The 25,453-nt window shown below is 34.8% G+C and carries 26 protein-coding genes; 2 read left to right on the top strand and 24 right to left on the bottom strand.

From position 1 onward, the window contains the following. Positions 1–8 precede the first annotated feature (8 nt). The 11 genes from QTL86_RS20135 to QTL86_RS20085 form a co-directional block, all read right to left on the bottom strand. A complete protein-coding gene (locus QTL86_RS20135; RefSeq protein WP_410495892.1) occupies positions 9–2,648 on the bottom strand; it encodes a PEP/pyruvate-binding domain-containing protein in 2,640 nt (879 codons plus the stop codon). A gap of 111 nt (positions 2,649–2,759) precedes the next feature. Further along, a complete protein-coding gene (locus tag QTL86_RS20130; RefSeq protein WP_127064813.1) occupies positions 2,760–3,098 on the bottom strand; it encodes a DUF1801 domain-containing protein in 339 nt (112 codons plus the stop codon). 30 nt (positions 3,099–3,128) lie between these two features. Continuing rightward, a complete protein-coding gene (locus QTL86_RS20125) occupies positions 3,129–3,959 on the bottom strand; it encodes a hypothetical protein (protein WP_127064814.1) in 831 nt (276 codons plus the stop codon). A gap of 194 nt (positions 3,960–4,153) precedes the next feature. Then, positions 4,154–5,365: a condensation domain-containing protein gene (locus QTL86_RS20120; protein WP_127064815.1), complete on the bottom strand. Its 1,212-nt coding sequence runs from the start codon at positions 5,363–5,365 to the stop codon at positions 4,154–4,156. 123 nt (positions 5,366–5,488) lie between these two features. Further along, positions 5,489–6,388, bottom strand: coding sequence for a UbiA family prenyltransferase (locus QTL86_RS20115; RefSeq protein WP_127064816.1), 900 nt, complete (start codon positions 6,386–6,388; stop codon positions 5,489–5,491). Further along, positions 6,375–6,893 (bottom strand): helix-turn-helix domain-containing protein, encoded by a 519-nt coding sequence (locus QTL86_RS20110; protein WP_127064817.1) that lies wholly within the window; start codon positions 6,891–6,893, stop codon positions 6,375–6,377. Before QTL86_RS20110 ends, QTL86_RS20115 begins: the two co-directional genes overlap by 14 nt. Positions 6,894–7,252: 359 nt before the next feature. Continuing rightward, the gene (locus QTL86_RS20105) at positions 7,253–7,720 is read right to left on the bottom strand and encodes a GNAT family N-acetyltransferase (RefSeq protein WP_127064818.1); all 468 of its coding nucleotides are present in this window, start codon (positions 7,718–7,720) and stop codon (positions 7,253–7,255) included. Between the two features lie 40 nt (positions 7,721–7,760). Next, complete coding sequence (locus QTL86_RS20100) at positions 7,761–8,060, bottom strand: Dabb family protein (RefSeq protein WP_410495890.1); 300 nt, start codon at positions 8,058–8,060, stop codon at positions 7,761–7,763. A gap of 36 nt (positions 8,061–8,096) precedes the next feature. Beyond that, entirely contained in the window at positions 8,097–8,495 is a 399-nt protein-coding gene (locus QTL86_RS20095) for a VOC family protein (protein ID WP_410495889.1), read from the bottom strand. A gap of 347 nt (positions 8,496–8,842) precedes the next feature. Next, complete coding sequence (locus tag QTL86_RS20090) at positions 8,843–10,636, bottom strand: ABC transporter ATP-binding protein (protein WP_410495888.1); 1,794 nt, start codon at positions 10,634–10,636, stop codon at positions 8,843–8,845. Further along, a complete protein-coding gene (locus QTL86_RS20085) occupies positions 10,633–12,363 on the bottom strand; it encodes an ABC transporter ATP-binding protein (RefSeq protein ID WP_410495887.1) in 1,731 nt (576 codons plus the stop codon). Before QTL86_RS20085 ends, QTL86_RS20090 begins: the two co-directional genes overlap by 4 nt. Positions 12,364–12,467: 104 nt before the next feature. Between QTL86_RS20085 and QTL86_RS20080 the strand changes: the two genes are divergently transcribed. Then, on the top strand, positions 12,468–13,310 hold the full coding sequence (locus QTL86_RS20080) for a MerR family transcriptional regulator (RefSeq protein ID WP_127064822.1): 843 nt from the start codon (positions 12,468–12,470) through the stop codon (positions 13,308–13,310). 48 nt (positions 13,311–13,358) lie between these two features. On the opposite strand, the gene QTL86_RS20075 is transcribed toward QTL86_RS20080, so the two are convergent. The 3 genes from QTL86_RS20075 to QTL86_RS20065 all read right to left on the bottom strand — a co-directional run bounded on the left by QTL86_RS20075 (position 13,359) and on the right by QTL86_RS20065 (position 16,225). Continuing rightward, positions 13,359–14,153, bottom strand: coding sequence for an ABC transporter ATP-binding protein (locus QTL86_RS20075; protein ID WP_410495886.1), 795 nt, complete (start codon positions 14,151–14,153; stop codon positions 13,359–13,361). Beyond that, positions 14,147–15,070 carry an ABC transporter permease gene (locus QTL86_RS20070; protein ID WP_410495885.1) on the bottom strand — a complete coding sequence of 308 codons (924 nt, stop codon included), beginning with the start codon at positions 15,068–15,070 and terminating at the stop codon, positions 14,147–14,149. The genes QTL86_RS20075 and QTL86_RS20070 overlap by 7 nt, the downstream gene beginning before the upstream one ends. A gap of 147 nt (positions 15,071–15,217) precedes the next feature. Beyond that, the gene (locus tag QTL86_RS20065; protein ID WP_410495884.1) at positions 15,218–16,225 is read right to left on the bottom strand and encodes an ABC transporter substrate binding protein; all 1,008 of its coding nucleotides are present in this window, start codon (positions 16,223–16,225) and stop codon (positions 15,218–15,220) included. Between the two features lie 560 nt (positions 16,226–16,785). On the opposite strand from QTL86_RS20065, the gene QTL86_RS20060 reads away from it, so the two are divergent. Then, positions 16,786–17,562 (top strand): hypothetical protein, encoded by a 777-nt coding sequence (locus tag QTL86_RS20060; RefSeq protein ID WP_127064825.1) that lies wholly within the window; start codon positions 16,786–16,788, stop codon positions 17,560–17,562. A 267-nt stretch (positions 17,563–17,829) separates the two neighbouring features. On the opposite strand, the gene QTL86_RS20055 is transcribed toward QTL86_RS20060, so the two are convergent. From QTL86_RS20055 to QTL86_RS20010, 10 genes are all read right to left on the bottom strand, one after another. Next, the gene (locus QTL86_RS20055; RefSeq protein WP_410495883.1) at positions 17,830–18,249 is read right to left on the bottom strand and encodes a YjdF family protein; all 420 of its coding nucleotides are present in this window, start codon (positions 18,247–18,249) and stop codon (positions 17,830–17,832) included. Between the two features lie 151 nt (positions 18,250–18,400). Continuing rightward, positions 18,401–19,042, bottom strand: coding sequence for an MBL fold metallo-hydrolase (locus tag QTL86_RS20050; protein WP_410495882.1), 642 nt, complete (start codon positions 19,040–19,042; stop codon positions 18,401–18,403). 15 nt (positions 19,043–19,057) lie between these two features. Continuing rightward, positions 19,058–19,618 (bottom strand): CDP-alcohol phosphatidyltransferase family protein, encoded by a 561-nt coding sequence (locus QTL86_RS20045; protein WP_410495881.1) that lies wholly within the window; start codon positions 19,616–19,618, stop codon positions 19,058–19,060. Between the two features lie 93 nt (positions 19,619–19,711). Next, positions 19,712–20,179, bottom strand: a complete 468-nt coding sequence (locus tag QTL86_RS20040) for an NUDIX domain-containing protein (protein WP_410495880.1) — start codon at positions 20,177–20,179, stop codon at positions 19,712–19,714. 97 nt (positions 20,180–20,276) lie between these two features. Beyond that, positions 20,277–21,272 (bottom strand): M28 family peptidase, encoded by a 996-nt coding sequence (locus QTL86_RS20035; protein WP_410495879.1) that lies wholly within the window; start codon positions 21,270–21,272, stop codon positions 20,277–20,279. A gap of 629 nt (positions 21,273–21,901) precedes the next feature. Beyond that, positions 21,902–23,530: a DUF4153 domain-containing protein gene (locus tag QTL86_RS20030; protein WP_410495877.1), complete on the bottom strand. Its 1,629-nt coding sequence runs from the start codon at positions 23,528–23,530 to the stop codon at positions 21,902–21,904. 32 nt (positions 23,531–23,562) lie between these two features. Then, entirely contained in the window at positions 23,563–23,784 is a 222-nt protein-coding gene (locus QTL86_RS20025) for a helix-turn-helix domain-containing protein (protein WP_013658969.1), read from the bottom strand. A gap of 41 nt (positions 23,785–23,825) precedes the next feature. Further along, on the bottom strand, positions 23,826–24,290 hold the full coding sequence (locus tag QTL86_RS20020) for a DUF2975 domain-containing protein (protein WP_410495876.1): 465 nt from the start codon (positions 24,288–24,290) through the stop codon (positions 23,826–23,828). A 145-nt stretch (positions 24,291–24,435) separates the two neighbouring features. Next, positions 24,436–24,666: a helix-turn-helix domain-containing protein gene (locus QTL86_RS20015; RefSeq protein WP_013658971.1), complete on the bottom strand. Its 231-nt coding sequence runs from the start codon at positions 24,664–24,666 to the stop codon at positions 24,436–24,438. 14 nt (positions 24,667–24,680) lie between these two features. Continuing rightward, entirely contained in the window at positions 24,681–25,283 is a 603-nt protein-coding gene (locus QTL86_RS20010) for a DUF2975 domain-containing protein (RefSeq protein ID WP_127064833.1), read from the bottom strand. Between the last annotated feature and the right edge of the window lie 170 nt (positions 25,284–25,453).

The raw sequence follows: 25,453 nt of genomic DNA, 5'->3' as shown, positions 1-25,453 counted from the left end.
CTCTATAATTAGCTATTAATTATCAATTCTTCATTTCTCTTTAAAATCTCCACAGTCCCTTTAGCTCCATCTAACCTAATATAGTCACCATCTTGTATTCTCTTTGTCACTTGTTCTACTGAGACTACTGCTGGAAGTCCTAACTCTCTTGATACAATAGCTGCATGTGAAAGCAAGCTACCTCTTTCCACTACAACTCCTGCTGCCATATTAAAAAGTAGAATCCAACCTGGATCAGTTTGCCTAGCTATTAAAATTTCTCCAAACTGTAACCCTGACTCTTTAGGATTAAGGACTACTCTTGCATATCCTTCTACTATACCTGCAGAACAGCCTAGTCCAGTTAAGATACTCGAATGCTCTGTGCTATCTTGCTTACTTTCTTGCCTTTCTCCACTTTCTATCTCTCCACTTTTCATCTTTTTGCATAGCTCATTTTGCATAGCTTCATTAAAATCATCTATGCGCTTACTGCTTCCAAAACAGCCTTTCACCATAAAACGTCTTGGTGGGTCTTCCTTTAAGGTGTCTCTTTCATAATCTAGTTTTCTAACAGCAACTAGTTCTTTTAAGTTATAGCTTGTTGCTGTATGGTCAATGACACCTAGTATTTCTGAGACCTCTAGATAAAAAATATCTTCTTGATTTTCAATGAGTCCTGTAGAGGCCCATCTCATTCCTATTTCCAAAAAGATTTGTCTCACCCTGCCAAAAAGTCTGGTCCTTTCAAACCTTAGATTTTCTCTATTACGTACTAATCTTCTCGCCGCTTTGAGCACCTTTATATATCCTCTTCGTTTAGGCCCTTTGAGTTTACTATTAACCTTTTCCTCTATCATTTGATTAAGGTTATAACTTTCTACTCTGCGCACATTCATACTATTAGCACCAATAGCACGGTATAATACAAGCGGGTCATCTGCCACAGTCTTAGATTCTAGTTTAAGTTCATCTAAACACCTATCGCTAAAAGTTGTTAAATACTCATTGATTTGCTTTCTTAACTCAGGCAACCTTTCAATCTCTATTTCAATGGTTTGAAGGCTTCCTTCTAAAAATAGTTTTCCCAAAGCCTTTTCTCTTACATATGCCCCCATCTGTCCTATCATCTCTGCTGGTTTGGCGCTAATAATATCTCCTTGGCCAATCAGAAACTGATTAGCAAGGCTTTCATCCTCCAGCCATTTCTTTGACAAACTGCGAAGTAAACCATGACCAATCATACAGAAGAAGTCATTAGCTAAAGGCGCATCCCATTTCGTCATAAGCTTCTTTTCTAACAGCTTATAATAACTATATAGCTCATCAAGCCTCATATTTTGTACATCTACTTTTTCCAGGCTTTCGTCTAACCTTATGTAAAACTTCCTAATGCTTTTTTCTAATCTTCTATACTCCCCTAACATCTTAAAACCTGTTTTTATAAGTCTCAATAAGTCTTTCGTTCTATCTAAGCCTTTGGCTTCAGGCGTTTCAATACTTTTTAAGAAAGCCTCAGGTAGCTCCCCTTTAACTCCCATCATTTGCTCCATAAACTTCTTATTAAACTGATAGCCTGGTAAGATAGCAAGTAGCTTATACCAAGAAACCAAATTGTAGTAAACTCTATGATCTACAAAGCCTAGCATATTATCAAAAATCTGAGTTTCTTTTTGAATAATCGTTTCACTTACACCAAAATTTCTACAGAACTGACGATAAACCTCTGCATAAGCCTTTCTAATAAAGGAAAAGGTAAGAGGCATGGTGGTGCCAATGTAACTTTCTGCAATATTGCTATTATCAAATACACCTACAGTACCTTGCTCTTCTAGCGTTAAGCCCAAAGTCGTAATTGGACGTGACTGTAATAAATAAAGCTGCCCATCTTCGAAAGCCCACTCAATATCCTGATATTTATTAAAATGTCGGCTTGCTTTTCTTGCTAGCGAAGCTACTGCTTGGATTTCACTATCTTGAAGGACCACCTTATCTTTTTGATTTGGGGTTTCAATAGTCTTAAGTTCTCCTTCTTCTATGCCATGCTTCATTTCTTTTTCTCCAAGTACCTTGCTTAATACCTGTCCCTTCTGGTCTACTTCATAAACATCTGCATCACAAGCCCCATCTACCAAGGCCGAACCTAATCCAAAAACAGCCGAAACAATAGCGGTCTTAATATCCCCATTAGTAGGATTGACAGCAAAAGCTACACCTGCAGTACTAGAACATACCATCCTTTGAATGATAACGGCAGGAACCTCCGCCTCCCCACCTAACATTCTTTGCTCCTTATATGCTTTTACACGTTCACTAAAGCCTGATTCCCACACCTTATAAACAGCAGCTACTACGTCTTTTGCGTCCACGCACAAGTAAGTTTCAAACTGACCTGCAAATGATGTAGCTATGCCATCTTCACTCAAAGCAGAGGATCTTACTGCATACCTATCATCTCCCCCTAATGCACTGATAGTTTCTCTTACCTCTTGCTCAAACAATTCCCTTTGCTCTAGATTCTTCGTTGCCTCAAATGCAGAAGGCAATACTACTACCCATTCAGGAATATTAAAACTACCTTGAGCCAAATCTAAAAGGGCCGATGCCTTACCGCCTATTTGTTTTCGTTCTTCCTTCGTTAACTCTGACCCATGCTTTATGTACTTCATCTTATCCCCCCATTTATCAAAAAGCTCTATTCTTAAACCAACTATCTTAAGACCAACCTCATAAACCAATTTTGTAAGTGTTCTTTTAAGACAAATCTTCGATAGTTTCTATTACATCCATCCTAAAAGTGTTGTTTTGAATATAATTTGTAAAATATCACATGGTATGTTCTGGTTTGGATAAACTTGTAACATTCCCTTGGGTGTAATCTTAAACCCCTCTAGCTCTTTTTTATATTCCATAATAGCTACTGCTTCAATATTTATATGGTCTTTAAACGGAATAAGACGAATAAATCTATCGCCTATATAATAGCTGGGTAACTTCGCCCACAGTTTCTCTTCAATTTCATTGGCAATGCTTTGTTTGATCACTCTTCTTAATGCAATAAACATTTCCTGTATCTCCACACTGTATTTTTCAATGTAATTTTTAACTTCTGAGTTCATATTATAATTTCCCCGCTTTCCGACTTATTTTTAATTATTATAGATACTACGTAGCTTATTTTCTGTTGCTTCTTTATGTGCATTACCCATTACAATAAAAATACGATTATAACTACCCTTTTTCTTCTCTATTAATGATGTTAAATAGATATTTCTATAATTCACTACATCATTATATATACTTCCTATTTCATTATCTTCTCTGGCATATATACGATAAACTTTTAAGTCTCTCCAATTTTCTGTTGTCATCTTTTGAGGTAGATATAGATTAACCGCACGTAATACATCTGCTACATTTGTTCCTCCATAATCAAGTCCATTCTCTTTTAGTTCATCAAGTAAGTTAACAACCTCCTCTTCAAAATTTATTTGGTTACTGTTAGATAATAATTCATAGGACCCGATCTGTCTTAATGCATACATAGCAAGAATCTGCTTTGCGTCATACTTTGTCTGAAGATATGCTAACTGTGCCGAAAGTGGGGGTTCAATATCTTCGACTATTATATTAGATTCTTTGGCCAAATAAGTAGCAAAGCTACTTTCTCCATTTAAAATTGCTTCTTCTCTACTTCCAACAAAACTATCATAACCACCCTCTACTAAAACAAGGTCTGGTTCAAATTTATTAAATGCTTCTTCAAGATATCTAAACATAATATCCTTTGGATTATTTGAATGTATAGTATCAAACCAAAACAACTCTTTTTTCCCATCAGATAGAGACAAATGCTTCTGTCCTATTAAACGATATGAATTATTTTTCCAAATATCCTTGCCTATTAAAAATAGCATAAATATTAGGCCTAAGATAACACAACCTGCAATAATTTGTTTTAAATGTATTTTATACTTCATTCCACCGCCCTCGTAACTTTTAGTTTAAATGCTTTCTCATATATTATTAATTCTGATTTTATCAATTTCATCCCATATATTTGTTATCCAAGCAAAATCATCACTTTTTAGTAAATACACTTTAAAACATATAACCTTCCATTCTGAGCAACTGATGTATCATCATCTACATATTTATCCTATTAACTTCAAAATTACATTTTCTCATAGACACTACTACATAATTGCATTTTTTCATTAACAGTCAGTACACCTACAGTCATTTTTGCTGCAGGAGAGGCTGGTGGAATAAACATTGCTTCCTTTATATTAACATTATTGATTTTCCCCAAATTAGTAATACTATAGCTACTAGGCTTTCTAAACCCAAACATACTGCCTCCAACAAATTCTCCTGCCTTGCTCTTAAAACCACCAAGCGCAGTTATTGCTGCTGCATCTAAAAGTGTTGGTTCTATCTCTAAGTAGCACGCAAGTACTAGCATTAATTTACGATTATCTTGTATATGAGCTTTTACGCATTTATGAACCTCTTTGGCCTTCTCTATTACATCAGTTGTTTTAGTCTTACATCGTACGCCAATTGCTGTAGCATAATTTCCAAGTGCTCCCGTTTGATAACACTTAATCTTCTCCCGAATATCTACAGCTATAATAATCTTATTCGTACCCGTTTTTAAATACATGTGTGCCATTAGTAAATCATTCATAGAAATTCCATTTTCTTTACAAGAGGTTTTCATTTCTTCTAACTTGTCTCCGTAAAGTTGGTAAGACTTATAGCTAACCGTATGATTTTTAACATACTCCTTAGTAAATTCTTGGTATTGTTTATAAGTTACCTGGTGTTGTTCCTTTTTCCATTGTTTATTGGTACGTTTAATGAGCAGCTTACTAATACCAGATAATTCACTCTTAGATGGTAGGTCTTGTATACTCTTAATCAGTTTTTCTTCTATATATTTAGGGCTAATCCCGGATACATAATGATTAGCAAACTCCTGAGATAGTTCTAATAGACTACGTCCATCTGCTAATAAATGATGGGCAACAAAGAGAACCTTCATTCCATCCTTTAATGGATACACATATACTTTAAGTAACCCTTCTTCAAATAGATCCCATTTCTCCGCTGCAATACGCTTATAGTCTTCCCACATATGGTGTATGTTGGTTTTCTCTTCAAAGTAAATCATTGATTGTTCTTTTACTGCATAATAAAGCTTCTCTGTTCCTTCTTCATACTGGACTGTACATCTTAAAAAGGGATGTGCCTGCGCCAAGGTATCTAATGAAGCTTTTACTCTTTTTTCTTCATAGGGTGCATCTAATTCTAGTAGAATGCCAAAATGCATATTAGGACACATGAAATGAGCCCGCTCTGTTACTATATATTGCTTTTCCATACACTTCCTCCAATCATATGTATACTTTCTATTTTTAAACCCTGCATGTTGTTCTATGTCAATTTTATCTAAGTCTCCTCTATGTAAATATTCCTTCCTTGAACTGCATATATAAATCAAAAATTATAGCAGTAATGGTATAATTCCTAGTGACAAATAATCTACTAAGGTCCATACGCCCGATAATAATTCTAACCTTGAACCATTTTTACCATGAGGATTTTTTAAATAACGTATGCCTCCTAGTATACAGATGGCAATAGCAATTCCTAAGGTAACGCTACCTAGGGCTGCTCCTCCTAATTCATATAATGCAAAGAAAGTAGAAGCAAAGGAAATGATCATCGCCCCTAGCCATATACCAACACTGGCCTTTTTTCCCCATAACTTTGAATAAGTTTCAACCCCTTCTTCCTCATCTTCCTCTGCTCTGATTTTACGACCGACCTCTATGACCATGCCATCAAAGAAACTAGAAATAATGAACCAGACTAAAGCACTTCCTATTTGAACTCCTGGCCTAGGCAAAAACTCACAGGCAGTAGCAAAGAAATCTAGCTGAGGCATAATGAGCATATGACTAAACATATACCAGCCCATATGTTTTCTCAGCCAACTACTTATAAAAAACTCCTTACACATACAGCCATAATAAATCCATAGCACCACCAATAAAATCAGTAACCTTGGTTCGTACAAACCACAAATAATAAACTGACCTACTCCTAATACAAAGCCTATTTTTCCTAACTCTTCTCGCTTTACAAGTCCTCTGGGGACAGGTCTATAAGGTCTATATTTTGAGTCTTCTTCAAAATCCTTATATTCATCCGCAATACGAAGTAGCATAAAAAAGGAAATCGATACATAAAAGGAAACTGCTAAAGCTTTAATTGTAATCCTTCCATCAAGTGTTGCTGCTGAATAACTAATAGCACTGAAGCTAAATGCCAAAATCATAGGTATGTACATAGCTAACGGGAATCTTTCCTTTTGATAGATATACCATCTATTTTCTTTCATTCTGATTTTCCTCTCTATTATGGATTAGTTCAATATGCTTATCCGCCCAAAGCTGCAGAGCTTGTGCATTCATAGATATCCTCTGAAGTTCTTCTAATATATGATTAAAGTCCTCATGCTCATCTTCAGAAATCACACCATCTGCTGCAATTTGAATTAATTTTTCTCTCAGTTCATCAGCATTTTGTAATGAGCCTAATGCCTTTAGGGCAATACGATCAAACTCCTCTATCTCTATTGTCCTAACAGTCTTTTCTCCAATAGGACATTGTTTGGAACAATACACATTGCAGAGCTCCGGTGAGCCATAAGCTTTAGCTAACTGTAATACTTCTTCTGGATAAGGATTCACTGTGCCAAGTTCAATTCTTGCTAACCTTGTGCGATCCATTCCTATAAGTTCTGCTGTGCTTTCTCTACTATCAAATTTGCTTTCTTCCTCTGCTGCTTTATAACGTGCAATACAATACACGTTATCCGCTGCTTTCGTAGCTTTTTTACCCATTTTTTCTTTCCCCCATATCCCCTATAATCATCTTATAAATATTCATCTACTTTAGATTATTTTAAATAATAAAACAACTATTGTAAATGAATATTCAAAAGGTTGAAAAACCAATCACAACTAAAGAAGGAGGAAAAGAATGAATATAAGAAAAATCCACTTCAAGGCACCCTTACAAGGCGTATTTTACCAAAGGCACCAATGACAGTGCCTCAGCAGTAACCGCGTAGTTCATACGCACTTCACTTCCTATAATATAAAAGCAGTAAATGTACGATACATCTACTGCTCTTTTTTATTTATGCTAATAGTCATGTTACAATAACACCTATAGATATTACAGAAAATAAATAGTACTGCTATAAAATATAAAGTTCATTTTCCTCATCATAGGTAAATCCTGCTGATAGCAACGTATTACAGGAGGCCTTATTATCCTCATCAGGCTGTACAATAATTCTCTTGGCGCTTGTTGTTTCAAATAAATGTTTCACTAATAAGTTAATAATTTTTGTCCCTATTCCCTTTTTCAAGTAGTCCCTCTCGCCAATCATATAATCTATGCTATATGTCCCTTCTAGCTCAATATCGCCATGCCAGTCTTCTCCACTTAATTTATACTCATAGCACTGGCAAAAACCAATATCCTTTCCATCACAAACTACTATAAAATGTTCCACCCAAGAGAACTCATCTTGATCATGCTCTAGTTCATAAATCCAATCTAGTGGTTGTTCATACCATTTAGCAACATAGTCCTCATACACCCATTTTTTAAATAACCCAATATCACAACTTTTAAACTTTCTCAGCTCTAAATTATACATTGCCAATCCCCCCAAGGTTGAGTCTCTTTCACCTTATTTTTTAAATTTCATAATCTATGCACTTTCTATTCCTTAAAACAGAGCCCGCAAAGCTACTTACTCTTAAATGTTCTTCGTGAATTTGATAAGCTTGTAGTGTTTCTATAGAATCAAACTCACTCACTAAAATAACATCAAAACTCCCACTTTTTAATGCTTCTATGATTACTTCTATAGTCCTTATTTCTTTAATTTTAGCCTTTAATCCCTCTAACTCTTCTTTAACTTTTTTAGCATTATTACAGTTTTCTTCCTGTGATATTTCTTCTTTAAAATTCCATGCGACAATATGCTTAATCACTGTACTCCCCTACCCTTAATTCCAATATATCTCATTTTACTTAACCCCTGTAACATTCCCATTGGCATCAACCGTATACTGTCCTTTACTCATATCAAGCATGCAAAACCTATTTCCCCACTTATCAACTACAACAGCACATTTTCCAATATCGATATCAAAAGGGCCATACTCAAGTTTTCCACCTGCATCTAGAAAAACCTCTAACGCACTTTTTACTGATTCGACTTTAAAATTAACTTGCGGATTGTGTTCATTAACAAGTACAACTTCGGTTATAGCATCGCACATGCCAAGTCCGCATGAATAATCTGCCCTCCATAACAATTTGAGTCCAAGGGCATTTGAATAAAATGAAATACCATTATCAAGGTCATCAACATAAAAAGATACACAATCTACATTTTGAAATATGGAACTATCCATCATGTTCATCCTCTCTATTCTTATATTGAGCCCAAGCTAATTTTTAGCTTCCCCATATGTAATCTTCTCCACAACTTCTGATTTACTTCATTCACTCGCTATAAACACCTTGGTATGCTGTATTGCAAATTAAGTATTATTATATCATAATAGTCTTTATATTCAAACATTATAGCATCTAAAAACTCTAGCTACCACTCATACGATTCACCTTTAATTTATAAGTAATCGCTTCCAAATCTACATGATAGATATAAAAAAACAGGCTATCTAAGCCTGCTTTTTCCTCTTTGTTAGGATTTTATACCCTAAAGTTCTTAGGTAAAATAGAATGCTTATCATTCTAGCTTCCATCATTAACTATTAGATGTTACTGGAGAAGATTCTGCAAATTGACTATTGTAAAGTGATTCATAGAAACCACCTTGTGCCATCAGTTCTTCATGTGTTCCTTTTTCTATAATATTTCCGTCTTTCATAACTAGAATTAAGTCCGCACTCCTAATAGTTGAAAGTCTATGCGCAATGACAAAGCTTGTTCTACCCTTCATAATGTTTCTCATTGCCTTTTGAAGGATCAATTCAATTCTTGTATCTACTGAGCTTGTCGCTTCATCTAAAATTAAAATAGCTGGATCTGCTAATATCGCTCTAGCAATGGTTAACAGCTGCTTCTCACCTTGTGAAATATTAGATGCTTCTTCATTTAGCACCATATCATATCCATCTGGTAAGGTTTTAATAAAGTGATGGACATTAGCAACCTTGGCAGCCTCTATAATCTCTTCCCTCGTAGCGCCAAATCTTCCATACTCGATATTTTCAGCAATGGTACCTCTATACAACCAAGTGTCTTGTAGTACCATTCCAAAAAGACTTCTGAGGTCTTCTCTCTTCATGTCACGAATATCAATCCCATCTATCTTAATAGAACCACCACTTACATCATAAAAACGCATAAGCAAATTAATGAGTGTTGTTTTTCCTGCACCTGTTGGCCCTACAATAGCTACCATCTGACCACTTTTCACTTCTACATTTAAATCTTCAATTAGGGTAGCCCCTTCTTTATAACCAAACTTCACATGTTCAAAAGTTACATTTCCCTTAACATCTGTTAATTTAGCAGTATTCTGTGCATCACTTACTTCTTCCTCTTCTTCTAAAAACTCAAAAACACGCTCTGCTGCTACAAAAGCCGATTGAATCGCTGAAGAAAGCTGTGTAACTTGTGTAAGTGGCTGGTTAATCTGCCAAATATAACGGATAAAAGCTTGTAAATTCCCTACAGTTAGAGCCCCTCGGATGGTTAATATACCACCCATAGCCCCTATAACAGCAATTCCTAAATAACTTACAAGCGATACTAAAGGTGACATGATACTTGAAATAAACTGTGCCTTAAACCCTTCCTGACAAAGTTCTTCATTAATGCCTACAAATTCTTCTATGGCATCTTCTTGCTTACCATATAATTTAAGTTCGTTAAATCCCGTATACATCTCCTGTACAGCACCATTTAATTTTCCTAGTGCTTGTTGTTGATTATAAAATAATTGCTGAGATTTACCTACAATAAATTTAGATACTAGGTAGCTTAATGGTACAATAAGCGTAGCTACCAGGGCCATTTGAATATTAATAACATACATCATGCCAAGGGCAAGTGTAAGGGATAGCACTGAATTGATAATTTGACTAAAGCTTTGTTGCATTGCATTAGAGATTGTATCAATATCATTAGTAATACGACTGAGTACCTCTCCAAAACTATTTTGATCAAAATAATTAATAGGTAATTTTCTTATCTTGTTCTGCACGGCATTTCTTAAATCTCTCACCGTATTTTGAATCGCATTGGTTAATAAGAAACTTGCTACATACGTAAATAACGTACTTAATACGTAAAGTACCCCTAATAGAATGAGGACTTTAATAATATAATCAAAATGAATACCTGCATTCTCTAGTCCTTTACTAATAGCTAATACATCCTCTGTGAGCTGCGTGATAATGAGCCCCTCTGTTCTTGGCGTAATGGCATTAATGACTGCAGCACCGATAATAAATAAAATGGCTCCTAAAAAAGGAATCAAATAAGGTTTTAGAAAAGGAATGAGTTTTTGGATTGTTTCTTTAAAGTTTTTCATAGCATTAACTCCTCCTTTGATAGCTGTGATAAAGCAATTTCTTTATAAATTTCACAATTTCTTAGTAGATCCTCATGTTTACCACTACCTACTACTTCTCCCTCATTGAGTACAATAATTTGGTCTGCTTCTATAATAGAACCGATTCTTTGTGCCACTACTAATACAACAGCATCTGTTGTCTCTTCTTTAAGTTTTGCACGTAGGGTGGCATCTGTTTTAAAATCTAACGCAGAGAAACTATCATCAAAAATATATATTTCTGGTTTCCTTACAATGGCCCTAGCAATAGATAATCTCTGCTTTTGCCCCCCTGACATATTCGCGCCACCTTCACTAATAGGCTCCTCGAACCGCTTTGCTTTACGCTTAATAAAGGAATAAGCTTGTGCAACCTTTGTAGAGTGCTCTACCTCTTTGCTTGTTGCATCCTTCTTACCAAATCGAATGTTATTTGCAATGGTACCTGTAAATAATCTTGTCTTCTGTGGTATAAAACCTATTTTATTTCGTAGCGCTTTAAGATCATATTCCCTTACATCTACACCATTTACCTTTACAGATCCTTCTGTTACATCATAAAATCTCGGAATTAAATTAATCAGTGTACTTTTACCACTTCCTGTACTTCCAATAAAGGCAACCATTTCTCCTTTTTTAGCAGTAAAACTAATATTACGTAGTACAGGTTCTTCTCCATCTGGATAAGTAAAGGTAACATGCTCAAACTCTACTAAACCTTGCTCTTTCGTTTCGGTTACACCATTTTCTGGGCTTACAATGATAGGCTTACATTCTAATAGTTCCTGAATACGATTTGCAGACACTTGCGCTTTAGGATACATAATAAATACCATTGAGAAAAGCATAATAGAGAACATAGCATGGAATAAATAGTCAATAAAAGCTACTAATTCACCTACTTGAAGTGCCCCTAAGCTGATCATCTGACTGGATATCCAAAAAATTGCAATAATAGCTATATTAAGCATCAAGAAGAAAGTAGGCTGTGAAATAGCCATGAGCTTAAATAATTTTTTAGATACCTTTGCATAGTCTTCATTGGTATCTGAAAAGCGTTCATTTTCATGGTCATCATTTCCAAAGGCACGAATCACCCTGATACCTGTTAAATTTTCCCTTGAAATACGATTAAGTCTATCTAGTTTATTTTGTTGGTTCTCTGAAAGTGGGCCTGATAGCTTCGCAATAATCACTACTCCTAATATGATAAAGGGAATAGTAGCGGCTAAAACCCCTGATAAAGCTAAATTTGTCCGTACAATCATCACAACACTTACTAGGAACATAATGGGCGTTAAAAGTGCCATTCTGAGTAAAGTATTTGTAAATTGTAAAATTTGAAATGCATCATTGGTGGTTCTTGTAATCATTGAAGAAACACCGAAAGCATCATACTCGCTATGAGAAAATTCTTGTGCTTTTTTAAAAATATCATTTCGTATATCACGAGTAATATTGGTTGATATTTTAGATGAACAGTAGCCAAGCAGTATAGTGCCTAGTACACCAATAACTGAGATAATAGCCATAACAGTGCCCATTTGATAAATGTAGGGTATGTTACCCACAGCAATCCCATTATCAATAATCTTAGCCATAATGGTTGGTATGCCAAGCTCTACAAGTGCGAAACCAAAAACTGAAATAATATTTAAGCACACAAGAAGCTTATAATTTTTTAAATAGCTTAAAATGAGTCTCATATTGTTATACCTCCTTTTATATTTGACTTGCTTTTTTAATAGTTTTCATCATTATTGTATGTTAAACTATACAGTAACCATACAGTCAAGAGGAGATTATTTATATGGACAAAAAATTAGAAATTTACTTCACAACAGGTGAGTTTGCTAAGCTTTGTGGTGTAAAAAAACAAACCTTATTTCATTATGATGAAATCGGCTTATTCTCTCCTACTCTTGTTAAAGAAAATGGCTATCGCTACTATTCGTATCGTCAACTTTACACTTTTACAATGATTCTTACACTTAAGAACCTTCACATGCCTTTAAAGGATATTAAGACCTATCTTGATACACGTACGCCCGAAAACTATATACAGCTTCTAGAAGAAAAGCTATCTGAAGTAGATTCTGCTATAGCTGACCTCACTGAAATAAAAAACCGTCTTACTACTGCTACCCACCATACGGTGTTAGCACTTAACACAAGGCACGCTCAAACAGTTTTGGTAGAACAAGAAGAAGAATATCTTATTGTTAGTTCTAATTTAAGCTCTGCTACACACAAGGAATTCTCAACTTATATGCTAGAATACATTCAATTTTGTAAAAAGTATGCCTTAACGACTCATGATTCACTCGGGACACTTATTAAATTTGAAGATATAGCAAGTGGCCTTCAGGATTGTTTTACAAGCCTCTATGCCAAAACTCACGATACCACTATTCCATCCATTATCATTAAACCTAGAGGCTTATATGCTGTTACTTATCATCATGGAAGCTATGAAACGACACATGAAACATATAAGAAAATTCTAGAATTTATTCAAAGGCACCATCTTGAAGTCGGTGAATTCTTTTATGAGGATTATTTAATAGATGATATTGCCTCTTGTAAACCCGATGATTTTGTAACACGTATTATGATTCAAATAAAAGAGATGCCTTTACAAACTAGCGTATAAAAAGCCTTATATTTCCCTCCAAGTCTGGGAAAATATAAGGCTTCTATCTTATGCTAATAAAATTCTATCATTATCTAATTCTTTATGACTTTCCTTTTTAAATAAAGCTAATACATCTGGTACTGTCATATTAGCTCTTTGTTCCCCTTTAATATCTAGTACAATACTGCCACTATCCATCATAATGGTTCTATTTCCCAAATCTAAAGCAGATTGAATGTTATGGGTAATCATCATCGTTGTAATCTGATGCTCCTTAACGATTTCCTTTGTAATCTTAAGTACCTTATCAGCTGTACCAGGGTCTAGGGCTGCTGTATGTTCATCTAAAAGTAAAAGTTTTGGTGTTACTAGGGTACTCATCAGCAAGGTCACTGCTTGTCTTTGCCCACCAGAGAGAAGTCCCATTTTAGTCTTCATCCTGTCTTCAAGTCCTAGATCTAATTCTGCTAACCTTTCTCTAAAAAGTGCTTTTTCTTTACTACTCATTCCAAAGCTAAATCTCTTACTCGTGCTACGTGAGTATGATAAAAGCAGATTTTCTTCAATAGTCATAGAAGGAGCTGTTCCTTTAAGTGGGTCTTGAAAAAGCCTTCCTATATTTCTAGCTCTTTTGTATTCCTTTTCAAAGGTAATATACTTCCCATCTAAAATGATTTCTCCTTCATCAGAAAGAAAGTCTCCCGCAATCAAATTGAATAAAGTAGATTTACCAGCACCATTGGAACCAATCATCGTTACGAAATCGCCTGGTTCTAAGTGTAAGCTTACATCATTCATAGCTATCTTCTCATTGACGGTTCCTTTATTGAAGGTCTTACTTAAGTTATTAATTTTTAGCATTCGGTGTCCTTCCTCCCTCTGATTCTCTTGGATTTACTTACACTTACTTGTATGTACTTTTGTATAACAGGATAAGAAATAGCAATACCTACTATAATAGCAGAAATAAGTTTCATACTAGATGCTGTAATATTAACTGCTAATGCTGCAGCAATAATAATTCTATAAATAATAGAGCCTAAAACAGCAGCAAATATATTAACTGGAATAGATCTTCTCTTTACAAAGATATCTACAATCACCTCTCCTATAATTAAGGATGCTATCCCTATAACAACCATACCTGTTCCCATCCCTGCATCCGCAAAGGATTGCTTTTGAGCAATAAGTGCTCCTGAAGTTGCTACTAGTGCATTAGCAAGAGCAAGTCCAATAATCTTCATTAAGTCTACATTAATAGATGAAGCTCTTACCATTGCCTCATTATCGCCTGTAGCCCTAATGGAAAGGCCTAGCTTAGTAAATAAAAATAGTCCTAAAATAATACAAACCACTGCTACTACCACAAGTCCTACAATCATAACACCTTGATTCCCAAATAGGGCTTTGGCATAGGTGAAAATAGTATCTGAACCTAGAAGAGGAACATTAGACTTTTCCTTCATAACCATAATATTAATGGAGTATAAACCTGTCATGGTTAAAATACCTGCAAGTATTGGTTGTACCTTCAATTTAGTTTGCAGCGTAGCTGTTACCATTCCAGCTAAAACACCTGCTCCCATGGCAAGTAAAATCCCTAAAATAGGATGTCCTGCTACAACACAAATAGCAGACACAGCAGCCCCTAAAGTAAAACTACCATCTACTGTTAGATCCGGAATATCCAATATTCTATAGGAAATAAATAGTCCCAAAGTCATCAGCGTATACAGTAACCCCAGCTCCACTGCTGAAGTAATAGCTATCATATTCATCATCTAGTCTCCTTTTATAATATTGTTATTCATCCTTTTATATTTTATATACCAAAAGATGAATTAAGCTTATAACTCAAGTTTAATTCATCTTTTGATCATAATCAATTTTTATTATACTAACTATTCTAATTCTTACTTAACAAGTTATTCTACGATAGTTGCACCTTCTGAATCCGCTGGTGCACCGATTGCAGTAGCTGTTGTTTTATTAATTACTTTATAGAAATTATCAAGAGTAGCTACTGGGATTTCTGAAATAGATGTACCATTTAATACTTGTGCTGCCATTTCACCTGTTTTCTTTCCAAGGTCTTCATAGTTGATACCTACTGTTGCATATCCACCATCAGCTACCATTGAATCTGCTCCTACGTAAACTGGAATGCCTGCTGTTTTACCTACTTCTGCTAAAACTGGCATAGCTGAAGCAATACCGTTATCGATAGGTGTATAAATAGCATCTACTTTACCTGCTAAGATTTCTGCTGCTTGTTGAAGCTCTGATGTGTTAGTAATAGTACTTTCTTCATATGTAAAGCCGTACTTGTCAGCAAGTGCTTTTGCTTGTTCAATAACAGATTGTGAATTGGTTTCGCTTGCTGTGTAAAGGAAACCAATTGTTTTAACATCTGGTGTAAGCTCTTTGCAAAGTTCAAATACTTGATCTACTGGGATAGCATCTGAAGTCCCTGTTACATTGCTTGTTGGTGCTTCCATATTCTCTACTAATTTTGCTCCAAGTGGATCTGTTACTGCTGAGAAAATAATAGGTATATCTGTAGTTGCTGAAGCTACTGATTGAGCTGCTGGTGTAGCAATTGCTATAATAATATCTGCTTTATCTCCAACGAATTTACTAGCGATAGAATTTAAGTTAGATTGATCTGCTTGTGCATTTTGGTAATCGATTGTAATATTTTGACCCTCTACAAAACCTTGCTCTGCAAGAGCCTTTATCGTGCTTTCTCTAATAGTATCAAGACTTGGATGCTCTACGTATTGAACGATGGCTACCTTTTTCATTCCTTCTTTAGCTTCAGTACTTGGTGCTGCTGCTACTTCACCACTACTAGCCGTACTACTATTACCACAACCTGCTGTAAGCCCCATTAATAAACCTAATGCTACTATTTTTGCTACACTCTTTTTCATATTAATTCCTCCCATTTTTTCACTATTTTTGACAACTAAAAAAGCACCTATCCTTATACAAAGGACAGATGCGTTCATCTGCGGTACCACCTTAATTGACATACAAAATATGCCCACCTCGCTAGAATGCTAATACATTCTTGACCTGTGATAACGCTGGTCTTGCGTCTAGGATACTAAGGCTAATCACCTTTTCACCTCACCCTCTAGGGTCCATTTGTCTGATTCGCTTTCTATCAGGCTCTCACCTTCCCTGACTCTCTTTAAGTGCGCTATACAGTTTTATCTCCCTATCAACGGTTTACTTTTATTAATTTGTTGTTAGTATACTCCTACATTTTAAATTTGTCAAAATATTTTTCAATAGTTTTTAATTTTATGTCGTCACCTTGCTTTATTTTCCAATCTATGGTATGATGAATGAAATAATCAAAATAAACTAAATTTAATAAAATAATAAACTAAAGAACCGTCTTGTATAAGAAGGGCTTTTCGTATTGTGCTAAGTGCATGGATATAAAAAGTCCTTCTTATTTTTTTATCGAAAGGAGCGATCAGAGATGGAATTGGTAGGAAAAGCAATCAAACATGTTACATTTGGAAGAGGAGTTATAACAAATAGGACTGACAATATTCTTACGGTTGATTTTGCAGGTAATCATAAGAAATTTCTATTTCCAGATGCCTTCTCTCGTTTTATTTCTATAACGGACGAAGAAGGACAAGCCTATGTAGGCAAGATTTTAGACGATATATCAAAGATTAAAAATGCAGAGCAACTTGAACAAGAACGTTTACAAAGAATGCTCTTCTTGAAAGTAGCCCCTGAATCACAAGCAGCATTTGGTTTTATGGAAAATAGCCGTAACACCGTTTTAAAGTCATGGTCAGTTTTTGCAGGTAATTATTTAAGTGGATACTCTAAAGGAACCCCTAAGGTACCAACCAGACTCAAATTAAATTCTGCTTGCTTACTCACGGAATGTCCAGCTGGATGCCTCGAAGAAGAACGCCGTATTATCGGTGCATTTATGGTTAAGGATGATTTTGAAGGTAAGTACTGTGAAGACGGAATCATTCCAAGTCATGAGACTCATAGAATTTTACTTAACGATAAAGATGGTGAACTCCTCTTTTGGGATTACTTTTCATCAACTACACGTTCTCCAAGATGGGGCAGAATGGAAATGAAATATTTTTCTAACCTGCAAATGAAACGTATCTTAAATGATATGCAAAAAGTTATCACCGATCCATTGCAGCGAGAAACTGCTTCTGATTTCTATCGATACTTCTGTAAAGTTAACCGACTAAGTACTACAGAAGAAGAATCATAAAAATGCTCTATTGATTATAGGAACCTACTTTCAATAAATCCCAAGCCATCAATAATGAAATCAATTACTATCAGCTGCATCGTTTTGATAAGCACCAATTTCTTGAGATAAGTAAGATCAGTTATCTAGGAGGCTTAACAGTAAAAAGGCTGCTACACAAGTGTTCAACTACTCTTTAAAGATACAAAAAGCACAGGAAATCTCCCGTGCTTTTTGTATTTCATTATGGCTTTAAACTAAATCTAAACTCTCCCTATCACTTCCGAACTAGTGACCTCTGTGCTTTTCTTTGCGTTTCTCTTGTTTTAAGTCAAATTTATACTGCTTTTCTGCTTCTTTTTGCAATCTTGAGCGTGATTTTCGCTCTATTTTATTTTGTTCTTGTTGCTCTTTTAATGCTTGTTGTGCTTTTGTACCCATGCCTGTATTTTGCAGTTCTCTTTTTATAGCCCTTTGCATTTTTTTTGGATTCATAGGTTTTACAAGTTTTGATGGAACTTCCTCATAATGGCGCCTTTCTAACTGGCTCCACTTCTTTAAAATCAGTTCATATACTTCACAATCCTTAGGTTCTGGTCCAAAGGTTATCTTACAAACCTCATAATGACTACCTTCTTGTGCCTCATAAACACCTATCCAAAAAGGTCCCTCAAAAAGTATAGTAAAGCTTGACCTCATACTCTCCATCATCATTCCTCCTTTTAATTTACTTAGTAAAGAAGGGACAACCAAAGGAGGCAGGTTACTGATAGCACTTGCTACGTCCGGACTACCAACCGGAACTGTGTTTTTATCTTTACACTCTTATTCTACTCTCATTATTTGAGAAGTGGTATAACTAATTTTTAGCCCACTGCTTATTGGCTACAGATTTTCCATGACCAAAATGAATAATAGCTTCTCCCTGCTCAGTAATTTTAGTGGCACTTGCTAGCATAATCTGCTTATCTCCATAAAGCATGGATACTGTTGGATAAAACAGATTCATTAAAGCATCCCCTACTATTAAATCTGCTTCCCATACCTTTAATCCTATAGATCCTCTAGTATGTCCTGGTAATTCTATTACACTTGCTTCTATACCGTAGTTTTCTAGAGAATCTCCTTCATTTAAAAATAGAGTTGGTTCAAAAGCTTCTACAATATCATGCTTAAAACTTTCTAGAGAAAGTGCCAAAACGAGTTTTCCCATCACTTTGTCTGCAAACATAGGCTCTAGCATGTTATTTTTAATGAGTTCACAATCTGCTTTATGCATAGCAATAGGAGCTCCTAACTCTTTAGAAAGATAAGCAGCATTTTGTATATGATCTACATGCCCATGCGTTAATACAATAAGTTTAACATCTACTTGCCTACAGCTTTCTAGTATTTTATCTCTATATTTTGTTCTACTGGTATCTACTAGGATTGCCCTATTATTTTGCTTTATTAAAAAACAGTTACTATTCCCACACCGAATTCTTTCTATTTCCTTCACTTAAACTTCCCTCGCTTAATTTAGATTTTCTATCTGCCCTTCATTGTTTGGTACATAAATACTTTTTCTATTTAAATCTAGGTTTTTCGACCTTACTTGTATCACAAATTCCTCTAAAGCTGATATGGTTGCTACTAAGCAAACTATACCCATAGTAATATTTGCTGGTAAGATAGTCATTCCAAAAGGAAATATAAATAATAAAAGTCCCGTTAACTTATTAGCATAAGTGTGGAGCATAGCAAAGGTACTAAATTTAATGTACGCAATTAATACTGCTAGTAGCCTAACAGCTGCAATTCCTAGAACCCAAAATAATATGAGATAATTAGGCTTTACTAAAGGATAAAATATAATGACGGCCACAACAATCATAACAAAGTCTGCAATAGAATCAAGTTTAGCACCTAATTCGCTGGTATTACTGGTTTTTCTAGCAATATAACCATCTGCCATATCGCTTAACCCACAACCTATATATAAAATCCAAAACACACCACTTAGTGGTTCCACTTTAAGTAAAGCAATGCTCAGAACGATTCTTCCTACTGAGATGATATTTGGTATTGCTTTCACTTTTATCCCCCTCTACCTCTTTTTTCTAAAATTTAATTCTTATACTATAAATACCCTTACTTATTCATCTTCTTATGTTTATCTGTTTTGCTACTAGTTACTTCTTCCTAGGTATCTCGTTTTTATACTATCCTTTTTAATCTCCTCCCAAAAGATATTCTCCTTTATTATTTCTGGAAAAACATTTAAAGCCATTAGTTCTTTCTGACTCAGCCACTGTGCTTCTTTTATATATGCATCATCTTCTCCTTTGCCATAAATATTTTCTACAGTAAGATATCCATCTACTACATGCCCTCTCATAAATAATTCTAGATTTAAAATATCTCGTTCATCATCTTTAAATTCTCTTATATATAAAATATCCTCTACTTTTATCTGATAACCTGTTTCCTCCCATGCTTCCCTAATCACACATTCATAAATACTGGCATCGGTAGCTTCCAAACCACCTCCTGGTGGCATCCACCATTGATACTTTGTCTTAGGATGTACATGTTTTACTAATAAGACTTTACCTTCTTTCACTAATATGGCTGCAACTCTTATTCTTTGTTTCATCAAACGCTCTCCCCCACTATTTTAAAATGACTAAAAAGGCTCTCATACTGACTTATCATCATTACGGGAACCTTTCATTTTGAACTTCACCACTAGCTTAGTGCTCAGTTTCTACTGTATTATATATAGCACTTCCAGCTAATTTAATACTCCTTTCTAATCTTTCACTACTAATATGCTCTATTTGATCTTTAGCTGTATGATAATAGGGTTCGAGGGAACCATAGATACTTGCCCTTTTATTAGGGTCTATATTGATAAATACTGCAGCTGGTATACCTACCCTGGTAAAAGAATCGTGGTCAGAAGCACTGCTAGTTATTAATTCACCTGACTTATCCCTCTCTGCTTCAGCCTCATAACTTGTAGTCTTACTTGAAAAGCTCGTAAGTTCTTTTCCCACTCTTGAAGCCACTTCTGTTACTAAATTCTCTTTTCCATCAGCTGTATAAATACCCAGTTCTGTCACAGTTTCATAATCTGTTGCCACCATATCCAAATTAAAACAAGCTATACTTCTTGCTTTTTCATCTTGCGATAAGAATTTTGTATAAACCTTTGAACCTAGAAGTCCCTCCTCTTCTCCACCAAAAGCAACAAATCTTATTTCTTTATCAATATCTAAATCCTTCATGGCATTTGCAATCTCTAGCATAGCACCTGTTCCAGATGCATTGTCATTAGCTCCTGGTCCTGCACTCACACTATCAAAATGTGCGGTTACATAAACAATATCATCCGTATCTTGAGGATCTTCACCACTAGGTTTTCTAATTGCTTCTACATTCCAAGAAGTACATTTTTTAAAGAACTTACTATATTGAAACTTCTGCACTTCTACTGTCATACCTAACTTTTCTAATTCATCAGCAATATAACAAGCTGCTTCGTATTCTTTATCAGTAGCTGCTGGTCTAGAACCTATAGTGCCTGATAAATGATTAATAAAGCCTAAAGACCTTTCTACATTGACTTGTTCTATAAAAATAGCTGTCCTTTTATCCATAGTATCACTAGCAAAACAGGTCCCTACACTACCCAAAGCTACTATTGCTGACAATAGCCAAGCCTTTTTTCTATTTATTAAAAACACTTAAATCCCTCCTAATTCGCTTTAACTCATTACATTGTATCACTCTTAGGACGAATTAAATAATCTTAATATTTTTATAATATTATTTTTTCTTATTGAGTGATTATAGTAAATAGAGATTTGTAGTTACTTATTTTATTCTTTATTAGGGATTCGGTTACTTGGCTACATATATATAAGTATAAAACAAATAAATAGCTTCCCACGGCATAATTACCACAGCTTCAATCTGAGGAACTGACCGGGTCAGCCAAGTCTCAATCTATTGTTATAGGTACCTCTGGACTTAAGGAAGATGTTCACTGATGCGCTGCAAGGAAGACGCCATATATAAGTTGTTTTAAATGTTTTTATACGTCACATTATCAAATAAAGTTTTAAACCAGAGTCTTAAGGTCTTAGCTTCCTAGCATAGGGTGCACCGGCCAAGACTTTTAGGAGCTCCTCACTCATTGGTTTGACTTTCATAACTAGTTCTTAGTAGGCACTAAGCTATAACGCATACGTGCTGAGGAGTCATTTTGCGCCTTGATTAAGGCCTACTTAGCTAGTTGTGAAAGTTCATTTCAAGAGTCTGGAACAAAAAATAGCTCTTCAAGTAGTGATACTACTTGAAGAGCTATTTTTTGTTATCTTAGAAATACTAAAGGCCTCACAGCACCTTCAATACTTTCATAGCCCGCTTCTTTAATTTTTTCTAGATAGGCTCTTCCTCTATAATCTGCTAGGTTGAAGGCTTGCCACTTTTCATTTTGAAGATTATACTCCAACCTTGAAAGAATATAAGTTGCAGTGTCGTAATACATATCCTCTTGATATTCAAGTACTTCTGGATGTGAAGCTACCAATTCCTTAATAGGCCCTAAGGCACTACTACTTAAATTATAACAGCCACTTAAATCACTTGTTTTGCCTTGCTTATACAAATTTACATTTTGGCGAGCTACTAGGTAATCTACATTACTATAATTTAATCCTAAGTACATGACTGTAAACACAATAAATACTATCTTAATCAGCCTCAGTTTCTGCCAGAACACTTTAGCAAATACTAATATAACCACCATCAAGCTTAATACTAAAAACCAAGCTACATAAACTCTCCATAAGCTTAGGCCATATCTCTCCATATACATGAACATCTTAGAAAGAGCACAAGTCACCATAAAAGCTGTAAATCCTGTAATAAAACTAATCATCACTTTGATGTATGTATTTTTCTTTCCTTTTTCCCGCTTAGTAACATAGCTTAAAAACATAATAGTGAGCAAATTAAACCCTACTATTGGTAATGTCTCAAAAAAGCCTCTTCTCGCATATTCAGAAGATGAAAAATCTGCAGGCAATACACCCTTAAAAGCCGATACAAAATAGGCCAGCTGAGAACAGCAAAAGATCAAATAAACTAAGCAGAGCAATGTTCCTATGGTACTCACTACTACAAAATCTAGATAGATCCCTGGCTGATTAACCACACTATCTTCTTGATTAATGAGGTCATGTTCCTCATTTAAAATCCTCTCTGATTCATCCTCCATTAGCAAAGAATCTCTTGCCCTCTGAGGATCAATATAATTTTCTCTTACTTCTCTAACTTCCTTATGTGATAAGCCATAAAAATAACTAAAGAACATAAAGAATAAAACAACTACAAAGAATGACTTAGCACCCAGTTTATCAAAATTAAAGGTAAGGTTTTGGAATGCAAAATTGATTATTCCCTCAAAAGCAGCATCTGCACTGGCTAACAAGCCAACAACCACTAGCAGTATAGGTGTTGCAATAACTACTCCTAAAAGCACCTTACCTATTACTTTCATATTCCTTTTTTGCCCTGTTCCAAGTTCATCCTTAACTAATACAACAGGTTTATTAATAGACGCAAAAGGTAATGTAATTCCTAAACTCAGAACTTCTCCTACCCAAGCAGGTAAAAAAGCTGCTTGTTCACATTTTCCAAATACCTCAAGGGCATGTAATAAAATCAAAATGGCTAGAAATATGATGTTAAATCCTCTTAATACTGTATTTCCAAATATCACAAAACATAAGGTAGATAATACAATAGGTATCATAAGCCACTTAGCTAGCTTGCTCATTGCCCTATTATACAGTTTTGAAAACAAGCCCAAACATACAAAGTATGCTATCACTCCAGCTACTACCCCTAATCCAAGTCCCCCGAATAAAATAGTCTCCATGACGATAATAGCCAAAACAAGGGTTCCCCCCAACATCCATTTTTCAGCTCTCTCCATCCCAAAAGCCCCCTCTCTTTACCTCACTTAACTCACTTTTTTAACTCTTCCTCTTTAACATACTCTAGTAATTCTCCGGGTTGGCATTCTAGTACCTCACATAAGGCCTCTAATGTAGAAAAACGAACTGCCTTTCCTTTATTATTTTTAAGAACAGATAAATTCGCCAAGGTAATTCCTACCTTCTCAGAAAGCTCATTCATACTCATTTTGCGTTTAGCAAGCATTACATCTAAATTAACGATAATAGGCATCTTTCTTCACCTCATCTTCTTTTACAATTTTTCGCTATTCCTTAAATCGTTAATTCATTTTCCTCTTTAATTTCAATGGCTAGTTCTACAAGTCGATATAAAATAGCTGCAATTAAAGCTACCATAAAAGCTCCGGCTGTAATAACAATAATACCAAAGGTAGCCTGCATGAAAATACAGGTAAATAAGTAACAAAGGAAAATAAACAAAGCACAAATACTAATGACTTTTAAACTCTGACTACTGCTACCTGAGAAAGGCTCACGATCAATAATATTTTTGGCTAGTTTTCTAGTCATCCATAATACAATCCAAGCTGGTACTCCTGTAATATAAAGTAGAACTAGAATTTTATAGTGTTCTACTAAATTGTAGAAGGTACTCCCCTCAAAAATAAAATCCATTAACCAAGGTAATGCTGCAAGACTAGCTGTTGCTAGTGCAAGTCCACCCATTACGACCCAGTATAATAATTGACTTAAGATATCTGTTTTTAATTTTCTCATAATTCCTCACCTCAAAATGTATTATAGTACAACGCAAAATGTAAAGCAATATATTTTTATCGTTTTTCGATATATTTTTATTGAAACATGGTTATGGACTCTAAAAAACACCATCATAGCCTGCAAAAGACTATGATGGTGTTTTTTATTCCTCTTCCAACTCCTCACCTTCAATATATTTATATTCTAATAAGTCTCCTGGTTGACACTCCAATACTCTACAAATAGCATTGATAGTAGAAAAACGTACCGCCTTTACTTTACCTGTCTTTAAATTAGAAAGATTAACAATAGATATCCCTACTTGCTGCGAGAGTTCACTAAGCTGCATCTTTCTATCTGCTAACATTCTATCCAAACGTACAATAATAGCCATGTTGTCCTTCCTTCCTATACGGTTTCATCATATTCGTTTTGCAAGTAACAGCCATATTTAAAAATTCCAGAAATCAAGATAATAATAACACCTAATAATATAGTACTTCCATCTAAAGCATTAATGGTAAAATTAATGTTTTCTAGTCCTAACGAATTTATCATAGGAATTACAAGATTATAAATTATAATATAACTTAGTGATTCAAAAAGGCTGCCTATTATTACAGTAATTCCTATTATCATCAATCTTTTAGAATTCTTTTCATCGAAAGGTTTACCACCCTCCACTGTTATTAATAAGTCTCTAATCATCTTAACAATGACAATAGTCGTAATGATTATAGGAATCATTGAACTAGCTATAGCTAAAATGAGTGTTCTAACTTGAGCCACTTCTAATAATTTATTGTCTCTTAGGTGAATATTAAGATGTCTTCCTATATTTAATTGCAAACCAACATGTGCAAAACTACTATTAGGAATAAAAACCATTATCCCTCCAATAATAATCCCCCCAACTAAACCAATAATCATTATAACAATCATTACATTCATCATTATTTTTAGTGCTTTTGCAAATTTTTTAACCCTATCTACATTCACCTTACGACTCATCCTAACCCCACCTTATCATTCAGAATATTTATAAATATATAATATGTTTAAGTTTATATTTTGTCAATAATTTTTTAATGATAAACATTAAATTATTATCTTTATTATATTTAACATTTTACATCTTGCACCAACTAAATAAAGTTTCAAACCAGAATCTGGAGCCAAAA

Origin of the sequence: Cellulosilyticum sp. ST5 (assembly GCF_046529625.1) — a bacterium.
GTDB classification, from domain to species: Bacteria; Bacillota; Clostridia; order Lachnospirales; family Cellulosilyticaceae; genus Cellulosilyticum; species Cellulosilyticum lentocellum.
The sequence above is the reverse complement of the archived record's forward strand: the minus strand, read 5'-3'. Positions and strand labels throughout refer to the sequence as shown.